Origin of the sequence: Ditibartonella apis, from assembly GCF_001952075.1 — a bacterium.
In the GTDB taxonomy this organism is placed as follows: domain Bacteria; phylum Pseudomonadota; class Alphaproteobacteria; order Rhizobiales; family Rhizobiaceae; genus Bartonella; species Bartonella apis.
The window spans coordinates 429,586-448,448 of record NZ_LXYU01000003.1; the positions used below are offsets into that span (position 1 = coordinate 429,586).

Sequence of the window (18,863 nt, forward strand, 5' to 3'; positions counted from 1 at the left end):
ATGGTATCACAGCGTGCTCGCATTCCCAGATTGCAACCAGAACTCCTGGATTGTCTTTTACACTGTTCAGATGATTGGCAAAAAGTTCTTGAGCTTTCGCCCAATTTTAGCGAAATGGCGTCAATGCAAAATACGCTTTTAAGCGAGGCCGCACGGTTTGCCGACGGTGTTTTGTCACCGTTAAATCACACTATGGACGTTGTGGGAGCAAAACTCGTAAACGGCCGCGTTGTTACAGTCGATGGCCATAAAGAAGCATGGAAACAGTTTGTCGAGGCCGGATGGACACTTCTCGGCAAACCTGAACTCTATGGAGGGCAAGAGGCTCCTTTAGCACTTTGGGCAGCTATTCAAGGTATTTTCGACAGGTCGTCACCTGCTTTTGGTATGTTGCCGGTTCCCCAAATATCGGCAGTAAAACTCATTTCTCATTGGGGAGATGAAAAGACCAGAAAAGATTGGCTACCAAATCTCGTTAGCGGCATATGGGGGGCAACAATTTGTATATCGGAACCGGATGCCGGCTCCGATGTAAGGCGCATGCGGACAAAGGCCGAAAAACAGCTCAATGGAAGCTGGCGTATCACCGGCGAGAAATGCTGGATCAGTTATGGTGACCACGATCTCGCAGAAAAGATAGGACATTGCCTCCTTGCCTATTCCTATGATGAAAAAGGTGTTCCGGGTATCAGTCTGTTTCTGGTTCCCAATCGCCTTGAGGTGAATCAGGATGGACAGGCGTCTGGAAATGGCGTCGCCATTCAACGTGTCGAAGAAAAAATGGGGCTCCATGGTTCGCCGACATGTGTCATCAGTTTTGAAAAATCGGAAGCAATATTGCTTGGCAAAACGGGGCAAGGCCTATCGCAAATGTTTGTAATGATAGCAAATATGCGTTTGTCGGTGGGCGTGATGGGAACGGCTATAGCCTCGGCAGCTTATGATACCGCACTGAATTATAGTTTTGAACGCAAGCAGGGCGGACCGGCTGACAAGCCACCGGTCGCGATTTATCAGCACGTAGATGTAAAACGTATGCTGATGGAGATGGCAGCAAACACCAATCTTATGCGGGGATTGATTTTTTCAATCGCCAATCATACGGATATTTCCCTTTCGAGCTCAGATGAGGCACAACGGGAACAAAGTCACTTGTTTACTCAATTTTTGTTGCCTGTCGTAAAAACCTTGGGTGCCGACATCGGTTTTCAGGTGGCTAGCACCGCAATACAGGTTCTGGGTGGTGCCGGATATACCGGTGAATGGCCGGTTGAACAGGCATTGCGGGATTCACGCGTGCTGTCAATCTTCGAGGGAACAAGCGGAATTCAAGCGCTGGATTTGTTGAAACGTCGTCTCAAAGGCCGCGATCAGGGCAAAGGACTTAAAGTGTTTCTCGATAAAGCATATGAGTTGACCGGTGCATTGCCTTCAAATCTTGCAAACAATTATCAAAGCGGTCTCGATCTTCTCAAGATTACGGCGCAAAAACTGTCGTTGCTGGACAATGAAGATGGCGAGGCAGGGGCAGATGCATTCCTCCGTCTGACCGGTAGAGCGGCGCTCGGATGGATAGCTGCAAGACTGATTGCTGCAGGCGACATACCGGCACAGTTACGTTCGCAATCCGAATTTTATTTGCATGAAATGGCCATAAAATGCCGTGCTTTATCTGACCTTGCCTTATTGGGAAGAGCAAGATTGGGACAAACAGAAGCACAATGATTGCTCTGATACGGCATTCCGGCTGCCTTTAATGAAGACAAGCATATCAACATCAATAACAACATGGATACCGATCGTTTTAACTCAAGTTACATTGCAGCGCGTTCTCAAAACTTATTGCCTTGGTGATCTCACGTCGTCGCCGCGATTTTCCAAGTTATCAGCGGCCCAAGTTAACAATGACTCAAGTTTTCAATGAGGTAGAGTCTTTTTATTCGGGAGGGAAAAAGTGATAAAGCAATGCCGGAGTTCCGGAAGGGAAAAGTATTATACCGTCAGAGATGCCGTGTTCGACTTTTTCGCGACCATTGGTGTTGATACTATTTTTGGCAATCCCGGTTCGACGGAATTGCCCATGTTCAGAAATTTCCCCGATCATTTCCGTTATATTCTGGGGCTTCAGGAAGCCACAGTGGTGGGAATGGCAGATGGATTTGCGCAAGCTACGGGCAAAGCGTCATTGGTTAATCTGCATTCGGCTGCGGGTGTGGGCAATGCAATGGGAAATATTTTTACCGCCTATAAAAACCAGACGCCGATGATTATTACTGCCGGGCAACAAGCCCGTTCTATATTACCGTTTGACCCCTTTCTTGCCTCTATCCGGCCGACCGAATTGGCTGAACCCTATGTCAAATGGGCGGTTGAACCGGCTCGTGCGGAAGATGTGCCTTTAGCAATCCAGCGCGCTTTCAACATCGCTATGACAGAGCCGCGAGGCCCCGTTCTCGTATCGGTTCCGGTTGACGATTGGGATAGACAGACAAAGCCGCTCGCCGAACACAGGATGTTCTACTCGCAAAGACCGTCGGCAGACGCCATTATGGCATTGTCTTGCGCACTCGAAGAACGCAAATGCCCGGCATTCGTCGTCGGTGGTGGCGTTGATCGCGCAAGGGCTTCGGATTTGGTTGTCAAATTGGCGGAACATTATCAGGCGCAGATTTATGTGGCTCCGATGAGCGGCCGCTGCAGCTTTCCCGAAGATCATTATCTGTTCAACGGTTTTCTTCCTGCACGACGTGAAAAAATTGTTGACATATTGGGGCATCACGATCTTATCATTGTATTGGGGGCGAGCGCCTTTCTTTATCATGTTGAAGGTTTTGGCCCTTTCATTCCAGAACAATCCGAACTTTTCCAGATTGTCGACAATCCTTTTACAGCATCGTGGACGCCGACAGGGACAAGCATTGTGGGCAATGTCCGCTTGGCGTTGGAGGAACTTTTGGCTGTTTCAAAACCGCTTGAAAGAGAAAAAAAACAGGCAAAAAAGTTGCCTCGAACCGGATTATCGGCAAAGCCCCAATCGTCATCCAATCCCCGATTATCGTCGAACACATTGACTACCGCTTTTGTGCTCCAGACATTGCATGGTTTGGAAAACGAGGATTGGTTCATTGTTGAGGAAGCACCGAGCGCGCGCAGTCTGATACAGAAATTTTTGCCAATATCAAAGCCGGGACAATTTTTGACGATGGAGAGCGGCGGACTGGGTTACGGGATGCCGGCGGCCGTGGGGTCAGCTCTGGCATTACCGGATAAAAAGATCATTGCCATCATCGGTGACGGCTCGGCACTTTATTCCGTTCAGAGTTTGTGGACCGCGGCGGTTCGGAAATTATCCATTACATGGATTGTCTTGCGGAATGGAAGCTATGCGGCATTGGAAGAATTTGCACCCGAATTCGGGTTTAAGAAACACGAAAAAGTGGTCGGCACGACCCTTTCGGGAATTGACTTTGCAGGATTGGCCAAAGGCTTCGGTATCAATGCAAAACGCATCGTCGATTGCGCCGAATTGGAACGGGAATTGCAAGATGCAACGGCCTCATCTTCACCGACATTATTCGAGGTTGTCGTATCCGATATAAAAAATGAGCCGGTATGAACAATAGATCATAACGGTTCGCATATGAAGTTTAACGAAGCTTAACAAAAACAGGCGGTTATTCATGGAAAATGTTCATCTTTTTATTGATGGAAAACATCGCAAAGCCAATGGTGATAAAACCTTTACACGGAAAAATCCGATTGATGGAGAAGTCGTATCCGTTGCGGCGGCTGCCCAGATAGAGGACATTGTAGAGGTGGTTGATGCCGCATCGAGAGCATTTGAAGACTGGTCGCAATCAACACCGCAGGAACGGCAAAGACTTTTACAACGCGCTGCCGAAATTATGCTTGCCAAAAAAGATCATTTCATTTCTGCAATGGCAGCAGAAACCGGAGCATCGGAAGTTTGGGCCGGTTTTAACGTTGCATTGGGAGCAGCGGTTTTTCAGGAAGCGGCGTCCATTGTTACAGCCGCAACGGGAGAGGTACTGTCTTCCAATACAGCCGATCAGCTTTCTTTGGCAGTGCGTCAGCCGGCTGGCGTCGTTGTTGGCATTGCACCATGGAATGCTCCGATCATTCTTGGCTCCAGAGCGATCGCCGTGCCACTTGCCTGCGGCAATAGTGTGATTTTGAAAGGCTCGGAAGCATGTCCGCTCACTCATGCATTGATTGTGGACTGTCTTGCCGAAGCGGGTTTTGCTAAAGGTGTCGTCAATTATGTGACTAATGCTCCTGATGAAGCGGCGATATTCGTAGAAAAGCTCGTTTGTGCACCTGATGTGCGCAGGGTAAACTTCACCGGTTCTACAAAAGTCGGACGCATTATCGCTTCCCATTGTGCACGAAGCCTTAAACCGTGTGTTCTCGAGCTGGGTGGAAAAGCCCCGATCCTGATACTGGAAGATGCCGATATTGACGCTGCTGTCGATGCTACCGTTTTTGGTGCATACATGAATTCCGGACAAATTTGTATGTCGACAGAACGCATCATAGTTGTAGAGAGTGTTGCCACAGCATTTCTTGGAAAATTGGTCGACAGAGTGAAAAAACTGACCATTGGCGATCCGCGTAAAGACAACGTCAATCTTGGTCCTGTTTATGATATGGCGACAGTCGTTCATTGTAATCGCCTGATTGATGATGCACTTTCCAAAGGTGCCAAACTGTTGTGCGGGAGGAAATCGGAAACAACGTTAATGCCGGCGACATTGCTGGATGATGTGGTTCCCTCGATGGATATTTATCACGAAGAAACATTCGGACCGGTTAAGGCAATTATCCGAGCAAGAGATGACGAGCACGCCGTTTCTCTCGCCAATGACAGCGAATACGGGCTATCATCAGCAATTTTCACTCGCGACACGGCAAAAGGCTATCGACTGGCAAAACGCATCAATTCGGGAATATGCCATATCAATGGTGCCACTGTCGATGACGAACCGCAGGCACCTTTTGGCGGCGTGAAAGCAAGCGGTTTCGGCCGGTTTGGCGGACAAGCCGGGGTTCATGAATTTACCGATTTGCGCTGGTTGACTATGGAGACAAAACGTCGCCGTTACCCGCTTTGATTTACGCAGTTAACGTCGGTTTCGTGCCTAATTTCATTGAGTGCTGCGACCGGTTTGTGGGAGCCTATGCGGTCGCGAATGCGTGAATAGAAGAAAAACGGGAGAAGATGGCAGATCAATATACAAAAACAAAAATCCGGTTTGCCGTCACATATCATTCGGGAGGGAAAAAATGGCAGAAGGTAACAATCCGAAACCGGCATTGGATATTAGTACAACATTGGACCATATGCCTTTTACCTTATATCAAAGGCTGATCGTATTTTTCGCGGCTCTGGCGGTCATCCTGGACGGGTTTGATTCCCAGTTGATAGGTTATGCAGCACCGGCTTTGATGCGTGAGTGGGGATTGACCAAAAACGAATTCATGCCGAGCGTGGTTGCCGGTGTTTTCGGATCTAGTGTCGGCGCAATAACGGGTATATTTGCCGACTATTTCGGCCGTAAACGTGCACTTATCGGCTATATGCTGACATTCGGTTTGTTTACATCTCTGGTTGCTATGCAAAATAGTATTCTCGGAATTGCTATCTTTCGTTTCATAGCGGGGATAGGCATCGGTGGAGCTCTGCCAATTGCGACGACAATTGCAGCCGAATTTACACCGCAACGGTACCGGACGATGGTGGTCACTGCCACGATTGTTTGCGTTCCTTTAGGCGGTGTTGTTGCAGGTTTTTTTGCCGAAGTCATCATGCCGGATTTTGGTTGGAGAATGATGTTTCTGATCGGTGGTGCAATGCCGATTGCACTGATGATTTTTTGTATTGTTGCTACTCCCGAAACGCCCAAATATCTTGTCGGACATCCTGAAAGGTGGCCGGAATTGCGGCGCATATTGAAAAAAATGGGGCAGATGGTGGACGACAATACGACGTTCACCGATACGGGTGAACAGGAGCCCACAAAACGAGCCGGTTATGGAACGATTTTTCGTAATAACATGGCACGCGATACATCCGCGCTTTGGTGTGCATTTTTCTTTTGTTTGGCATCCGTCTATGCTGCTTTCAGCTGGTTGCCGACAATGCTGGCTTCGGTTAATATATCGCAGGATGTGGCGCGGTCGGGCTTGACAGTCTATAATTTCGGCGGAGTTATAGGGGCACTTGTTTGTTCCTGGTTTATTACCAAATTCGGATCTTATAGCCCGTTAATTCTGTGTAGTGCGGGCGGCGCGTTAAGCGCTTTGGCAGTCGAATTTTTTGATATGTCAAGCCACCTGTTATTGTTGATTATGCTGTTGGGATTGCACGGATTTTTCGTGAATGCGGTTCAATCGACCATGTATGCTCTTTGTGCCTATATCTATCCAACAAAAATACGCGCGACAGGAACGTCAGGGGCTTTGATGTTCGGCCGCGTAGGTGCAATAGCTGCAGCCTTCGGCGGGGCTCCCATTATCACCTATAGCGGCTCGCTCGGTTATTTCGGTTTATTAGCTTTCTCAATGTTTATTGTTACAATTGCCTTATTGGTGTTGCAACGGCATATTCCGCCGGCAAAAACGGCAAGCTGATGGAAATGGCTTCGGGAAACAACGTCATTTTACTTGAATAGTCGGGAAACACAGCTGTTCCAGAGTGCATTCCATGTTTGTATGTTTCGGCCGGACGGGTTTAAAGATGCAGCCACAGGTTCGGCAGCGTCTGCATTTTGCGGTGTCGTCCAGCATTTTGACCATCCTCTGGACGGAAAGAAAAATATTTGGCTCGAGCAGGGAATGGAGATGAATCGGGTGTCAAAAATCCGTCTCGAATGGTATGTCGAAAATGGAAAATTGATTTCGGCACGCATTGGCGGCAAGGCTGTCAAATATGCCGAAGGTCATATATTCCCTTGAACATTTTTTGGCTTTCCTGCCGTGATCCTAGCAATCGGGAAAACTTTCTTTTGCCTGAGATTGCTTTCAGCTTTTATGATTGTAGCTAACATGTTTTTTAAAACATTTTTCCGGTTGACTTAAAACCAAACCCACTCTCACCGAAGCTATGCCATCTGTCGAAAACTCTCGTTGTGCAATTGAAAAACTTTCATATCTGACATTAATGTACATACAGTTGCAATCTGCGATTATGTTGGTGAATTGACCGAAGATGTTTCAAGGAGCGGTCGGCTTCGTCTGCTGTTCATTTAAAAACATTTTAGCCACGATGCATCAGGCCAGCATAGGAACCATCGATGTTGCAGCTATTCGATAAGCCATATTCTGAGCCCAAAACATCCTAACCTTAAGGCTAGCACTGAAGTGGGATTTTATTTTTCAATTATGGCAATGATTTTGCAAACATCGTCTCAATTTCATCCAATAAAGGGGCAAAATTGAAAAATCCGATATGGGGATATTTCGTTTATGTGTCTCTTTCGATCAATCTGATATTGTTTTTCATTAGTCTAATATTACAAAGCGATGGACATAAGTGATTGCCATAACTATACACTTTTTAGGCAGCCGGAATCGTATTGACGCTTTTATTAAGTTAAACGCCCGTAATTAACAGGCTCTGAAAAATTGGATATGATGACTGGTCAATCAAAGGCAATTTTGTAACACATTGTATTGATAAGATGGCAGTAAGAAAAAGCGAAATTTACAGTCAGATATGGGCTGCTTGCGATAAACTGCGCGGCGGCGTGGAGCCCGCACGGTATAAAGACTATATCCTCACTCTATTGTTCGTCAAATATGTGTCTGACCGTTTCAAGAGCAGCGACAACTGGGATATCGAGATACCGGAAGGTGGTAGCTTTGATGACATCGTTAAGCTCAAATATGCAAAGAATATAGGTGAAGGTATCAACATTGTCATCAGCAAATTGGCAGAAGTCAATGACCTGAAAGGCGTTATCGATATTGCCGACTTCAATAGTGAAGAATTGGGAACTGATAAGGTGGCAGTGGATAAATTGTCCGGCCTTGTTGAAATTTTTCAGAAGCCCGAACTGGACTTTACGAAGAACCGTGCAGGTGGCGACGATATATTGGGTGACGCCTATGAATTTTTGATGCGGAAATTCGCGCAGGATTCTGGCAAAAGTAAGGGGCAATTCTACACCCCTGGCGAAGTTTCGCGCATCATGTCCAAGGTGATCGGGCTGGACAAGGCTACTGACCCTAGCATGACAGTATATGATCCGGCATGTGGGTCGGGTTCACTGCTTATCCGTGCAGCCGATTCTGCTCGTGTAGAAATTACCATTTATGGGCAGGAAATCGATCCTTCCACCGCTGGCTTGGCCCGTATGAATCTTGTTTTGCATAATAAGGGATATGGCGAAATCAGACGCGGCAGCACCATTGCCAGCCCTGCTTTTTTTGATGAAAATAATCCGGTTTTACTCAGACGTTTTGATTATATCGTGGTCAATCCGCCATTTTCCGATAAGTCATGGATGGATGGCATCAGCATCCCTGACATTTATGGACGATACAGCGATGCTGAATTTGGAGTACCGCCGGAGAAAAATGGCGATTTTGCCTGGTTGCTGCATGTGATAAAGTCTTTGAAATCCAACGGCAAAGCGGCGATTATTTTGCCACATGGTGTATTGTTTCGTGGCAATGCGGAAGCGGCCATTCGTAAAAAAATTATTGATCAGGGTTTTATCAAAGGCATCATCGGGCTGCCGGCAAATTTGTTTTTCGGCACGGGTATTCCGGCCTGTATTATCATTATTGACAAAGAAGATGCTGCGCAGCGTAAAGGCCTTTTTATGATTGATGCAAGTAAGGGCTTTGTCAAAGACGGCAACAAGAACCGCTTGCGTGAGCAGGATATCCATAAAATCGTCACCACCTTTATCAATGCCGATACATCCAACCCTAAATACGCCCGCTTCGTGCCGAACGACGAAATAAAAAACGTGAACGATTACAACCTGAACATCCCCCGTTATATCGACAACAGCGAGCCGGAGGATTTGCAAGACATTAACGCCCACCTGAACGGCGGCATTCCGGCAGCGGATGTGAACGGCATGCAAGCTTATTGGGATGTGTATCCTTCTTTAAAGGGCATTCTTTTCCAGCCATTGCGCGAGGGTTACTATCGTCCGGTGGTGGATAAAGAAAAAATCGTTTCCACCATCACCTCACAAGCGGAATTTATTGAACATGCCAACATGGTGGATGCTGCATATTCCTCCTGGAAAGAAGCGATCACACCGCTTCTGTCGGAACTTTCAGGGGAAACACATCCAAATCATGTTATCACGGAAATATCTGAAAGCCTTTTGAAAGCTTTTTCCAATGTCCCGTTGCTCGATAAGTATGATGTGTACCAAGTGCTCATGGAGTATTGGGATGAAACTATGCAGGACGATGTGTACGCGATCTATTTTGGGGGCTATGAAGCAGGTCGTGAAATCGCCTATGAATATGTCACAAAAAAGAAGAAAGATCACGACGAGAGCGTTGGCGAGCAGAGGGGCAAAATAAAGAGCTTTGAAGGCCGTTTGATTCCCAAGGATATTGTTGCGAAATATTTTTTTCCCGACACTGTAAGCGCTATTAATAAACTCCGTTCCCAGTTGGAAGACGTGACGGCTGCAATGGAAGAAATGGCGGAACAATATAGTGGTGAAGACGGATTCTTTTCTACTCTTGATGACTTGAAAAAAGGCACTATTGAAGCCCGCATTAAAGAAATCAAAAAAGATTCTGATGCGAAAGATGAACTCAAGGCATTACAAAAGTACATCAAGCTATTGAAAGTGGAATTGAATTATAAGAAAGCGCTGAGACAGACTGAAGTTGACCTGGATACACGTGTTGAAAAGCGCTACGCCACGCTAACCATTGCTGAAATCAAGCATCTTCTGTTGGAAGAAAAATGGTTTGCCGCCATCTATGCCGGAATTGACGCTATTCACAACGCAGTTTCACATCATCTTTCTTCTCGCGTAACTGAATTGGTTGAGCGATATGAGTTTACGTTGAAAGAATGTGAAGATGAGGTGAATGTCTACGAGGCCAAAGTCAAATCTCATTTGGAAAGGATGGGATTTGCATGGTGACAGGCGAAAGACAATTGCTAAGGTTTAGTGGGGAGTGGAAGCGCATACTTCTTGGTCAAGCATCCCTTATCCTAAGAGGCGGTTCTCCAAGGCCGATACAGGATTATTTGACTAACTCACCACAGGGAATTAACTGGATAAAAATAGGTGATGTTAAGATTGACTCAAAATACATAGAACACACAAAAGAAAAAATTATTCCTGAGGGAGAGAACAAATCTAGGCGTGTGCAAGCGGGAGATTTTTTACTTTCCAATTCTATGAGTTTTGGACGACCTTATATTCTAAAAATAGATGGATGCATCCACGATGGATGGCTCGTTATTCAGAATTACCACAACGTATTTACTACAGAATTTTTATATTACTATCTTGTCTCTGAGCAGACAATGGCACAATATATTCACAAAGCGTCTGGAAGCAGCGTTTTGAACCTAAATAAAGATCTAGTTTCATCCGTTGAAATCGTTTATCCAGATCAACGGGAGCAATCTGCCATTGGCGAAGTCCTTTCTGATGCAGATAGCCTAATTGCTTCTCTACAAAGACTCATTGCCAAAAAGAAAGCCATCAAACAGGGTGCGATGCAGGAATTGCTCAGTGGCAAAAGGCGGTTGCCGGGGTTTAGTGGGGAGTTGAAAACAAAAAAGATAAAAGAAATTGCTTTAATTCTAGATCACTGCCGCATTCCCGTAAAAGAATCTGGTCGACAAGCAATGAAAGGAAATATACCTTATTGCGGAGCAAATGGTGTGTTGGGGTTTGTAAATGACTATACGATAGATGATGATATCATATTGGTTGCGGAGGATGGTGGTTACTTTGACCAGTTTGCAACTAGGCCTATAGCCTATAGGATGAGGGGAAAGTGCTGGGTTAATAACCATGCACATATTCTAAAGGCTAAAGTGGGAATTGATCAAGACTACCTATTTCAGGCGTTAGTCAATAAAGATGTAACAGCATACATTTCAAGTGGAACTAGGTCTAAATTAAATAAATCAGAACTTCTTAAAATCGAAATAACCCTGCCGGAGCAAGTAACTGCTCAAAGAGCTATTGCCCAAGTCCTTTCCGATATGGATATTGAAATCGAAAAGTTGGAGAAAAAGCTCTCCGAGTATCAGAAAATCAAACAGGGTATGATGCAGGAGCTGCTCACTGGCAGAATTCGTCTTGTTGATGCGGAGCCAAAGCACGAACAGCCGGCTACCGCGTCTACTAAAAAGCACAATCAGCAGTTTGACGATGCTGTGATGATTGCCGGAATTGTTAATGCGTTCCATTCTGAAACTTTTCCGTTGGGACGTAAAAAGGTGCAAAAGCTTCTCTATCTCATGCGTCGGAAAGAAAAGGCGGATGTTTCAGCGTTTCATAAAAAAGCAGCCGGCCCGTATGCAGATAGTGTGCGTTACAATGGTGGCGAAACAATAGCCAAAAAAAACAATTATATTGCAGTCCGAACAAATGGAAAAGGCACACTGTTCAGCCGTGGAGCAAACATCGGGAAAGCCTTGGGCTACATTCAGTCATGGGGAAAGGAGGCGAGTATAGACTGGCTCACTTCCAATTTTCAGTATACTGGTGTGGATGATCTGGAACTGTTTGCAACGGTAGATATGGCTATTTGTGATCTCCGCAAATTACATAAGCCAATTTCTGTTCAAACTATAAAAGAGTTTATTCATTCTACGGAAGAATGGCGTGATAAACTTGATAAAACAAATTTTTCGGATCTAAATATTCAAAGAGCAATCAACAAATGCCGGGAGTTTTTCGGGGGGCAGTAAGGGGGTAAGATGAGCGTAGGCCAAAGAGAGAAAGCAACGCAAAAAAGAGTTATCCAATTATTCGTCGAGGAACTTGGATATAGTTATCTTGGCGATTTTTCGGATCGCGTCCACGACAATATTGAAGAAACGTACTTAAAGGCTTTTCTTACCCGCAAAGGCTATTCAGCCCAACTCATTTCTCGCGCTCTCAAAGACCTCAAAAACACTGTTGGCGACCAATCGGTAAGCCTCTATGATCTCAATCAGCAGACTTACAAGAAACTTCGTTACGGTTCAAAAATCAGTGAATCTGCCGAACAGAAAAACATAACTGTGCAGTTTATCGATTGGGAACATCCACTGGCAAATGATTTTTATATTGCCGAGGAGGTTACGTGTGTTGGAAAACAAACCAAACGTCCTGACTTGGTACTCTATATCAATGGAATAGCTGTTGCTGTTATCGAACTCAAGCGGAGCACAGTGTCTATGTCCAAAGGCATTCGGCAAAATCTGACCAATCAGCGTAAAGATATGATAATGCCGTTCTTTGCTACGATCGGTCTGGTAATGGCAGGCAACGATTCAGAAGGTTTACGCTATGGCGTTATCAATACTCCTGAAAAATATTATCTTTCATGGCGTGAAGATCAAAACGTAATAAAAGATGAAATCTCTATCGCCGTGCGTGCGAAGATTGAAAATTACCCCATACGTCTTGATAAAAATCTCATTTCCCTGTGCCGTAAAGAGCGGTTCGTTGAACTATTGCACAACTTCATGGTGTTTGATAGCGGTACCAAAAAAACCTGTCGTCCCAACCAGTTTTTTGGTGTTATGGAAGCCCGCGCTTATATGCGCGAACATAAGGGGGGTATTATTTGGCACACCCAAGGTTCGGGAAAATCCTTAACAATGGTCTGGCTTAGTAAATGGATAAAAGAAAACTTACCTGATAGCCGTATCCTTATCATTACCGACCGTGAAGAGTTAGATCTGCAAATTGAGCAGGTGTTTCAGGGCGTTGACGAGCACATTGTTCGCATAAAACGAGGCAGCGAATTGGTACAGAAAATCAACGATACGTCCCCGGTATTAATGTGTTCTCTCGTTCATAAGTTCGGCCGGAAAAACAGTTCAAAAAATGACGAGGATAAGAGCGATTATGCCGGGTTCATTGAAGAAATAAATCGCTCGTTGCCCCCGGACTTTCATCCGAAAGGCGATTTTTTTGTTTTTGTGGATGAATGCCATCGCACCCAATCTGGAAAACTCCATCAGGCTATGAAGCACATTTTACCGGAAGCGACGTTTGTCGGTTTTACCGGAACGCCTTTGATGAAAAAGGACAAAGAAAAAAGTATAGAAGTTTTTGGTCCCTACATTCATCGTTATAAATTTGATGAAGCGGTGCGTGATAAGGTTGTGCTGGATCTGCGCTATGAAGCCCGTGAGGTAGAACAACATGTCGTTCAACAAGATAGAATCGACGCGTGGTTTGATGCAAAAACCAAAGGTTTAACTTCCGTTGCTAAAGCCAAGCTCAAGCGACGCTGGGGCAATTTGCAAAAAATGTTCAGTTCCAAAGAACGCTTAGGCAGTATCGTGAGTGATATAGTTTTCGATATGGAAATGAAGCCGCGCCTGCACGATGGGCGCGGAAATGCGCTGCTCGTTGCAGCGAGCATATATCAAGCCTGCAAATTCTATGAATTATTCCAAGACACGCCTCTCAAAGGCAAATGTGCTGTTGTAACGTCATATCAGCCAAATCCAGGAGATATCCGTACTGAAACCGTCGGCGACGACGGAGAAACCGAGGCTGTTGAGCAGTACGAGATCTACACGAATATGCTGGCAGGAAAAGACCCGAAGGCATTTGAAGCCGAGGCAAAAGAGAAGTTTGTTAAACAACCTGATCAGATGAAACTGCTGATAGTTGTAGACAAGCTTCTTACCGGTTTTGACGCTCCTCCAGCCACTTACCTTTACATTGACAAATCCATGCGTGACCATGGTCTGTTTCAAGCAATCTGTCGCGTAAACCGATTGGATGGGGAAGATAAAGATTTCGGATATATCATTGACTATAAGGACCTATTTCGCTCTCTCGAAAAGGCAGTGGGCGACTATACGTCTGAAGCCTTTGACAGCTATGATAAAGAAGATGTCACAGGTCTACTTTCAGATCGTCTTTCCAAAGCCAAGGAACAATTGGACAACACACTCGAAGCTCTGCACGCATTATGTGAGGCGGTGCCTTTGCCACGAAATGATGTAGACTACATACATTATTTCTGTGGCAGCAATACCGAAAACTTTGACCTTGATGAACTGGAAGAAAATCTGCCAAAGCGTGAGCAGTTGTACTCTTTATCTGCTACCGCACTTCGCGCATTCAGCGAGGTTTCCGGCAGCTTGAAGGAGGTGTTCAACTACTCTTTGGATGAAATTCGCGATCTGGAAAAGGAAGTGACGGATTTTATTAAAATCCGCGATGTGGTACGTGCAGCCAGTGGCGATTACGTTGACTTGAAAGCATATGATCCGGACATGCGTCATCTGATTGATACATATTTATCTGCCGATCCCAGTCGCGTTCTCAATTCCTTCGGCGGTATCCCTTTAGTTCAACTCCTTGTAGAAAATGGTCAAGCAGCAATAGCAGCCATGCCTTCTGAGACTAAGGCGGAACAAGAAGCAGTTGCGGAGACAATCGAAAATAACATCGGAAAAGAAATTGTCGAAAGAAGACAGAGCAATCCTGCGTATTATGAAAAAATGTCGGAATTGCTGGGCGAATTGGTAGCAAAGCGCAAAAAAGATGTTTTGAATTACGAAGAATATTTGCAGGAAATCGTGGCCTTGGCTACAAGAGTTGAAAAACCTGAATCCGGCGAAGCATACCCGGAAAACATCCGTAATAGTAAGGCAAGGTGCGCCTTCTATGACTATTTGAACCACGATGCAGATACTGCCGTAGCGTTGGACGAAGGAATTTTGAGTGTTAAGCAAGCTGATTTTCGCGGGAACAAAATAAAAGAGCGGAAAATACGGCGTGAGATCAAAGCCATTGTGAAGGATGACCGCAAGACCGAAGAACTTATGCAAATAGTTATCGCACAGGCTGAATACTGATGAATAGCATTGTTGTCGGTGGTTTGAATATCCGCGTTACGAAAAAGAATATCAAAAATATGTATATTCGTGTCCTGCCGCCGGAAGGAAAGGTTGCTATTGTCGTTCCAGAAAATACGTCAGACGATGCTCTTCGCTTGTTTGCCGTTTCAAGAATTGCCTGGATAAAAAAGCAAAGGCAGAATTTTATTGACCAGGCAAGGCAAACCAAGCGGCAATACGTTTCAGGAGAAAGCTACTATGTTTGGGGGCGCAGATACCGTCTTGAAGTTACATACTCATCAATCCGTAACAATGTATACCTATCTGGCAACAAACTTCTTCTACAGGTGCGTAAGGAAAGCACTGATGTGCAACGTGAAAACATTCTCAACACATGGTACCGTGAACAGTTAAAATCCGCGATTCCAGCTATTTTGGAAAAATGCGAACAAATCGTAGGTGTGAAAGCCAAAGAATGGCATGTCAAAAATATGCGTACAAAATGGGGAAGCTGCGTTCCTGAACGTCGACGTATTTGGTTAAATTTACAACTTGCAAAAAAATCGCCTGAATTTCTGAGCTATGTTATTACTCATGAATTGGTGCATTTTCTTGAAAGAAATCATACTGATAAATTCAGAAAATATATGGATCGTTTCTATCCGTCTTGGAGATCGGCAAAAAATGAACTCAATGGTGAGATGCTCGATTATTTAGACCCGTCCATAACGGTTTAATATTCAAATGTCGTAAAATATGCACAATGAGTAAATTCTATAGTTTATTATTATGCACTTCATTTTAACTGATTTCTAAATTTTTTAAAAAATATGCATCACTCTTGTGCAGAGAAATTACCAAAGGTCGATATGGTATAGAATATTTAGTATAAATCGACGTTCCAGAGTGCCTTCCATGTTCGTATGTTCCGTCCTGATGGTTCGGAAGATGCTGCAACCGGCTCGGCTGCATCTGCATTTTGCCGTGGTGCCTATCAATAGACGCTCCATAAATACGGAAGAATGAAAAAATTGCCATCGCGATAGCTAGCAAGGGCGCTTGAGCAAACAGCATTTTTTTGAGCACACACATATGAGATAGTTTATCTCAACGTCTATAAACATATTGCCGAGTGAATAAGAACTTCGCCGAAGCCAGTGCGCGCATTGAACATCCCCCTACATTCATTGCGTAAGGGGATGATAATTGATTAACTGCACAGCAGAGCGCTGACACCAATGACGATGGGAGATTAAACAAAATGCGTCAAATTGTTTCGGCAAACAGAGTCACTTCAAACAGCATAATTTTGCAAAAATAACAGTAGCAATCCGGTTAGGTTTGCGTAACCTTAAAACATTCATTTTCTAAAAATTTTTTTCTAATTGTAACAGCGAGTTTAGCAATATATTTCTTATCTTGCGGCTAAAAATGGAGAAAATGAAAACCTCATTCCAACTATGATGAAGAGGATCATCATGAAGCGTTATTTTTCCACATTATTGGCTGCAGTTCTTGTGCTTTTTACTAGCGCCGCATATGCTGATCGTCTTGACGACATAAAAAAAGCTGGCGTTCTAAAAGTTGCATCTTTTGATAGCAATCCACCGTTTGGTTTTGTTGATGAAAAAACAAAACAGATCACCGGACTTGATGTTGATTTTGCTCAAGCTGTTGCTGACAAACTTGGCGTCAAATTGGAAGTTCATCCAACCAATCCGGCAAACCGCATACCTCTTTTGACTTCAGGTCAGGTGGATTTGGTTGTGGCGAATTTTACGGTCACTCCAGAGCGCGCCGAGCAGGTTGATTTTTCCATTCCCTATTTTGCTTCGGGTCAACAATTTATTGCCAAAAAAGGTTTTTTAAAATCAGCTGACCAACTGGCAAATTTGCGCATAGGAGCAGATAAAGGTACAACCAATGAAATTAATCTGAAAAATTTGTATCCGACAGCAACAATTATTACGTACGATGACACGCCATTTGCTTTTGCTGCGTTGCGAAACGGAAATGTGCAAGCCATCACACAAGATGGTCCGAAGCTTGTTGGTTTATTGGCAAATGTCCCCGACAAAGATCAATATGAGGTGCCGGCGTTCACCATTTCTAATGATTACATGGCAGCAGCAGCACCCAAGGGTGAAACTGCGCTTGTGACCGTAGTCAATGAAACTCTGCTGGATTTGGAAAAGACAGGAAAAGCGGAAACAATTTACAATAAATGGTTTGGCCCCGATAGCAAAACTCCGCTCCCCAGATTGTTCAAGATCGGCGATAAACAATAATTTTTTTCATCCGACATAAAACTTGAGCGAAGGAGCCGACACAATCGGCTCTTTTGTCTGTTCGAAGAACAAAAATTTATACGCAAAACTTTTGAGTAGAGCACATGCTGTCACACGAGTATTTAGGCTGGATATGGAACGGTTATCAAGTAACCATTGCCCTTACTATTCTTTCATGTATCGCCGCCTCATTACTTGGCGCCGTCTTATGCAGCATGCGCATAAGCCCGTTTTGGCCTTTCAATATTTTTTCCAAAGCTTACATAGCGATTTTTCGAAATACACCATTGCTGGTTCAACTTTTCTTTTGGTACTTCGGGGTCAGCCGTTTTGTACCGGATAGTATCAGATTTTGGTTACTGGATGCACATCAATGGGTTTTCGGCCCAGTTACTTTAAATTGGCCGTCATATGAGTTTATATACGGATTTATTGGTTTGGCACTCTATACAGCCGCCTATATCGCAGAAGAATTGCGGGCTGGTATAAAGACTGTACCGATAAATCAGCAATCTGCTGCCTATGCCCTTGGTTTCACGCGAAGTCAGGCATTCCGTTTTATAATTTTACCGCAAGCGGTACGTAACGCCCTTTCACCACTGCTCGGCCAATATATGATGGCTTTAAAAAACTCTTCTCTAACAGCCTCAATAGGAGTTGCTGAACTTTTCTATGTTGCAAGCCAAATTGAAACGCGTTCACTTTTGGCTTTTCCTGTCTATCTTATTTTGACAGTGTTATATTTAATAACCATTGCTCTTATCGAGATAATCGGACGCATTATTGAAACACGTCGGCTTAAAAGCACCGGTCGGAGGGTTCAGGCATGAACTTCTCGTTCATTTTCGATAATTTGGAATATTTGATGATTGGTGCTTGGCCAAATGGGCCAGTAGGCGGCTTGGCTTTAACATTGCTATTGTGCGTTTTTTCAGCTGTCTTATCAGCTTTGTTCGGTCTTTTATCCGGTATCCTGCTTGTTATGTCGGGTCAGAAATGTCAGTTGGTTCTGGTTGCTATTCTCGGGTTTTTCCGGGCAATCCCGATTTTGATGTTAATTTTCTGGATCTATTTTTTGCTTCCCATGACGCTTGGCATATCTGCGCCAAAAGTACAGACTATTGTTTTGGCCTTATCCTTGGTTGGCGGGGCTTATCTTGGTCATTCTGTTGCAGCAGGTCTGCGCAGCGTTGGCGACGATCAATGGGCAGCCGGACTAGCACTAGGATTTAATAGGTGGAAAGTTCTATGGTTTTTGATTTTGCCACAAGCACTGCCACGTATGGCACCATCATTTATCAACCAATGTATCTCGCTTACGAAAGATACGTCGTTGGCTTACATCATTGGTACACAAGAATTCCTGACCTTGGCGCGGCAAATTGATGGTCGCTTGACAGGCGCTTATTCAACAGAAATCTATCTATTCGTAGGGATTGTTTACTTTGTGCTCTGTATGACATTGAGTTTTTTTGCAGAACGCATCAACAAACACTATTCAAAAGAAAGACAGTTTGTCTGAAAGGCATTGCAGA

12 protein-coding genes are annotated in these 18,863 nt (G+C 44.6%); all 12 read left to right on the top strand.

The features are described from left to right. The 12 genes from PEB0122_RS08800 (at position 1) to PEB0122_RS08860 (ending at position 18,850) form a co-directional block, all read left to right on the top strand. Positions 1-1,725 (top strand): acyl-CoA dehydrogenase family protein, encoded by a 1,725-nt coding sequence (locus PEB0122_RS08800; RefSeq protein WP_075916773.1) that lies wholly within the window; start codon positions 1-3, stop codon positions 1,723-1,725. 229 nt (positions 1,726-1,954) lie between these two features. Continuing rightward, positions 1,955-3,616, top strand: a complete 1,662-nt coding sequence (gene mdlC, locus PEB0122_RS08805) for a benzoylformate decarboxylase (RefSeq protein ID WP_198935999.1) — start codon at positions 1,955-1,957, stop codon at positions 3,614-3,616. 64 nt (positions 3,617-3,680) lie between these two features. Continuing rightward, the gene (locus PEB0122_RS08810) at positions 3,681-5,132 is read left to right on the top strand and encodes an aldehyde dehydrogenase (RefSeq protein WP_075868633.1); all 1,452 of its coding nucleotides are present in this window, start codon (positions 3,681-3,683) and stop codon (positions 5,130-5,132) included. Between the two features lie 172 nt (positions 5,133-5,304). Continuing rightward, positions 5,305-6,651: an MFS transporter gene (locus PEB0122_RS08815; RefSeq protein WP_075916775.1), complete on the top strand. Its 1,347-nt coding sequence runs from the start codon at positions 5,305-5,307 to the stop codon at positions 6,649-6,651. An 81-nt stretch (positions 6,652-6,732) separates the two neighbouring features. Further along, positions 6,733-6,975: a PhzF family phenazine biosynthesis protein gene (locus PEB0122_RS08820; protein WP_075916778.1), complete on the top strand. Its 243-nt coding sequence runs from the start codon at positions 6,733-6,735 to the stop codon at positions 6,973-6,975. Positions 6,976-7,700: 725 nt separating this feature from the next. Then, positions 7,701-10,148: a type I restriction-modification system subunit M gene (locus PEB0122_RS08825; RefSeq protein ID WP_075916780.1), complete on the top strand. Its 2,448-nt coding sequence runs from the start codon at positions 7,701-7,703 to the stop codon at positions 10,146-10,148. Further along, positions 10,142-11,938, top strand: a complete 1,797-nt coding sequence (locus PEB0122_RS08830; protein WP_075916782.1) for a restriction endonuclease subunit S — start codon at positions 10,142-10,144, stop codon at positions 11,936-11,938. The genes PEB0122_RS08825 and PEB0122_RS08830 overlap by 7 nt, the downstream gene beginning before the upstream one ends. A 9-nt stretch (positions 11,939-11,947) precedes the next feature. After that, positions 11,948-15,058, top strand: coding sequence for a type I restriction endonuclease subunit R (locus tag PEB0122_RS08835; protein ID WP_075916784.1), 3,111 nt, complete (start codon positions 11,948-11,950; stop codon positions 15,056-15,058). After that, positions 15,058-15,777, top strand: coding sequence for a M48 family metallopeptidase (locus PEB0122_RS08840; RefSeq protein ID WP_075916786.1), 720 nt, complete (start codon positions 15,058-15,060; stop codon positions 15,775-15,777). Before PEB0122_RS08835 ends, PEB0122_RS08840 begins: the two co-directional genes overlap by 1 nt. A 741-nt stretch (positions 15,778-16,518) precedes the next feature. Continuing rightward, on the top strand, positions 16,519-17,328 hold the full coding sequence (locus PEB0122_RS08850; protein WP_075916790.1) for an ABC transporter substrate-binding protein: 810 nt from the start codon (positions 16,519-16,521) through the stop codon (positions 17,326-17,328). A 104-nt stretch (positions 17,329-17,432) separates the two neighbouring features. Beyond that, the gene (locus PEB0122_RS08855; RefSeq protein ID WP_075916792.1) at positions 17,433-18,158 is read left to right on the top strand and encodes an amino acid ABC transporter permease; all 726 of its coding nucleotides are present in this window, start codon (positions 17,433-17,435) and stop codon (positions 18,156-18,158) included. Continuing rightward, positions 18,155-18,850: an amino acid ABC transporter permease gene (locus PEB0122_RS08860; protein WP_075916794.1), complete on the top strand. Its 696-nt coding sequence runs from the start codon at positions 18,155-18,157 to the stop codon at positions 18,848-18,850. The genes PEB0122_RS08855 and PEB0122_RS08860 overlap by 4 nt, the downstream gene beginning before the upstream one ends. The last annotated feature ends 13 nt before the right edge of the window (positions 18,851-18,863 follow it).

What these genes read in the sequence shown, in the direction of transcription:
- PEB0122_RS08860 (WP_075916794.1), top strand. Translation starts at nt 18,155, where the DNA reads ATGAACTTCTCGTTCATTTTCGATAATTTGGAATATTTGATGATTGGT.
- PEB0122_RS08815 (WP_075916775.1), top strand. Translation starts at nt 5,305, where the DNA reads ATGGCAGAAGGTAACAATCCGAAACCGGCATTGGATATTAGTACAACA.
- PEB0122_RS08830 (WP_075916782.1), top strand. Translation starts at nt 10,142, where the DNA reads ATGGTGACAGGCGAAAGACAATTGCTAAGGTTTAGTGGGGAGTGGAAG.
- PEB0122_RS08840 (WP_075916786.1), top strand. Translation starts at nt 15,058, where the DNA reads ATGAATAGCATTGTTGTCGGTGGTTTGAATATCCGCGTTACGAAAAAG.
- PEB0122_RS08800 (WP_075916773.1), top strand. Translation starts at nt 1, where the DNA reads ATGGTATCACAGCGTGCTCGCATTCCCAGATTGCAACCAGAACTCCTG.
- PEB0122_RS08825 (WP_075916780.1), top strand. Translation starts at nt 7,701, where the DNA reads ATGGCAGTAAGAAAAAGCGAAATTTACAGTCAGATATGGGCTGCTTGC.
- PEB0122_RS08850 (WP_075916790.1), top strand. Translation starts at nt 16,519, where the DNA reads ATGAAGCGTTATTTTTCCACATTATTGGCTGCAGTTCTTGTGCTTTTT.
- PEB0122_RS08855 (WP_075916792.1), top strand. Translation starts at nt 17,433, where the DNA reads ATGCTGTCACACGAGTATTTAGGCTGGATATGGAACGGTTATCAAGTA.
- PEB0122_RS08835 (WP_075916784.1), top strand. Translation starts at nt 11,948, where the DNA reads ATGAGCGTAGGCCAAAGAGAGAAAGCAACGCAAAAAAGAGTTATCCAA.
- PEB0122_RS08820 (WP_075916778.1), top strand. Translation starts at nt 6,733, where the DNA reads ATGTTTCGGCCGGACGGGTTTAAAGATGCAGCCACAGGTTCGGCAGCG.
- PEB0122_RS08810 (WP_075868633.1), top strand. Translation starts at nt 3,681, where the DNA reads ATGGAAAATGTTCATCTTTTTATTGATGGAAAACATCGCAAAGCCAAT.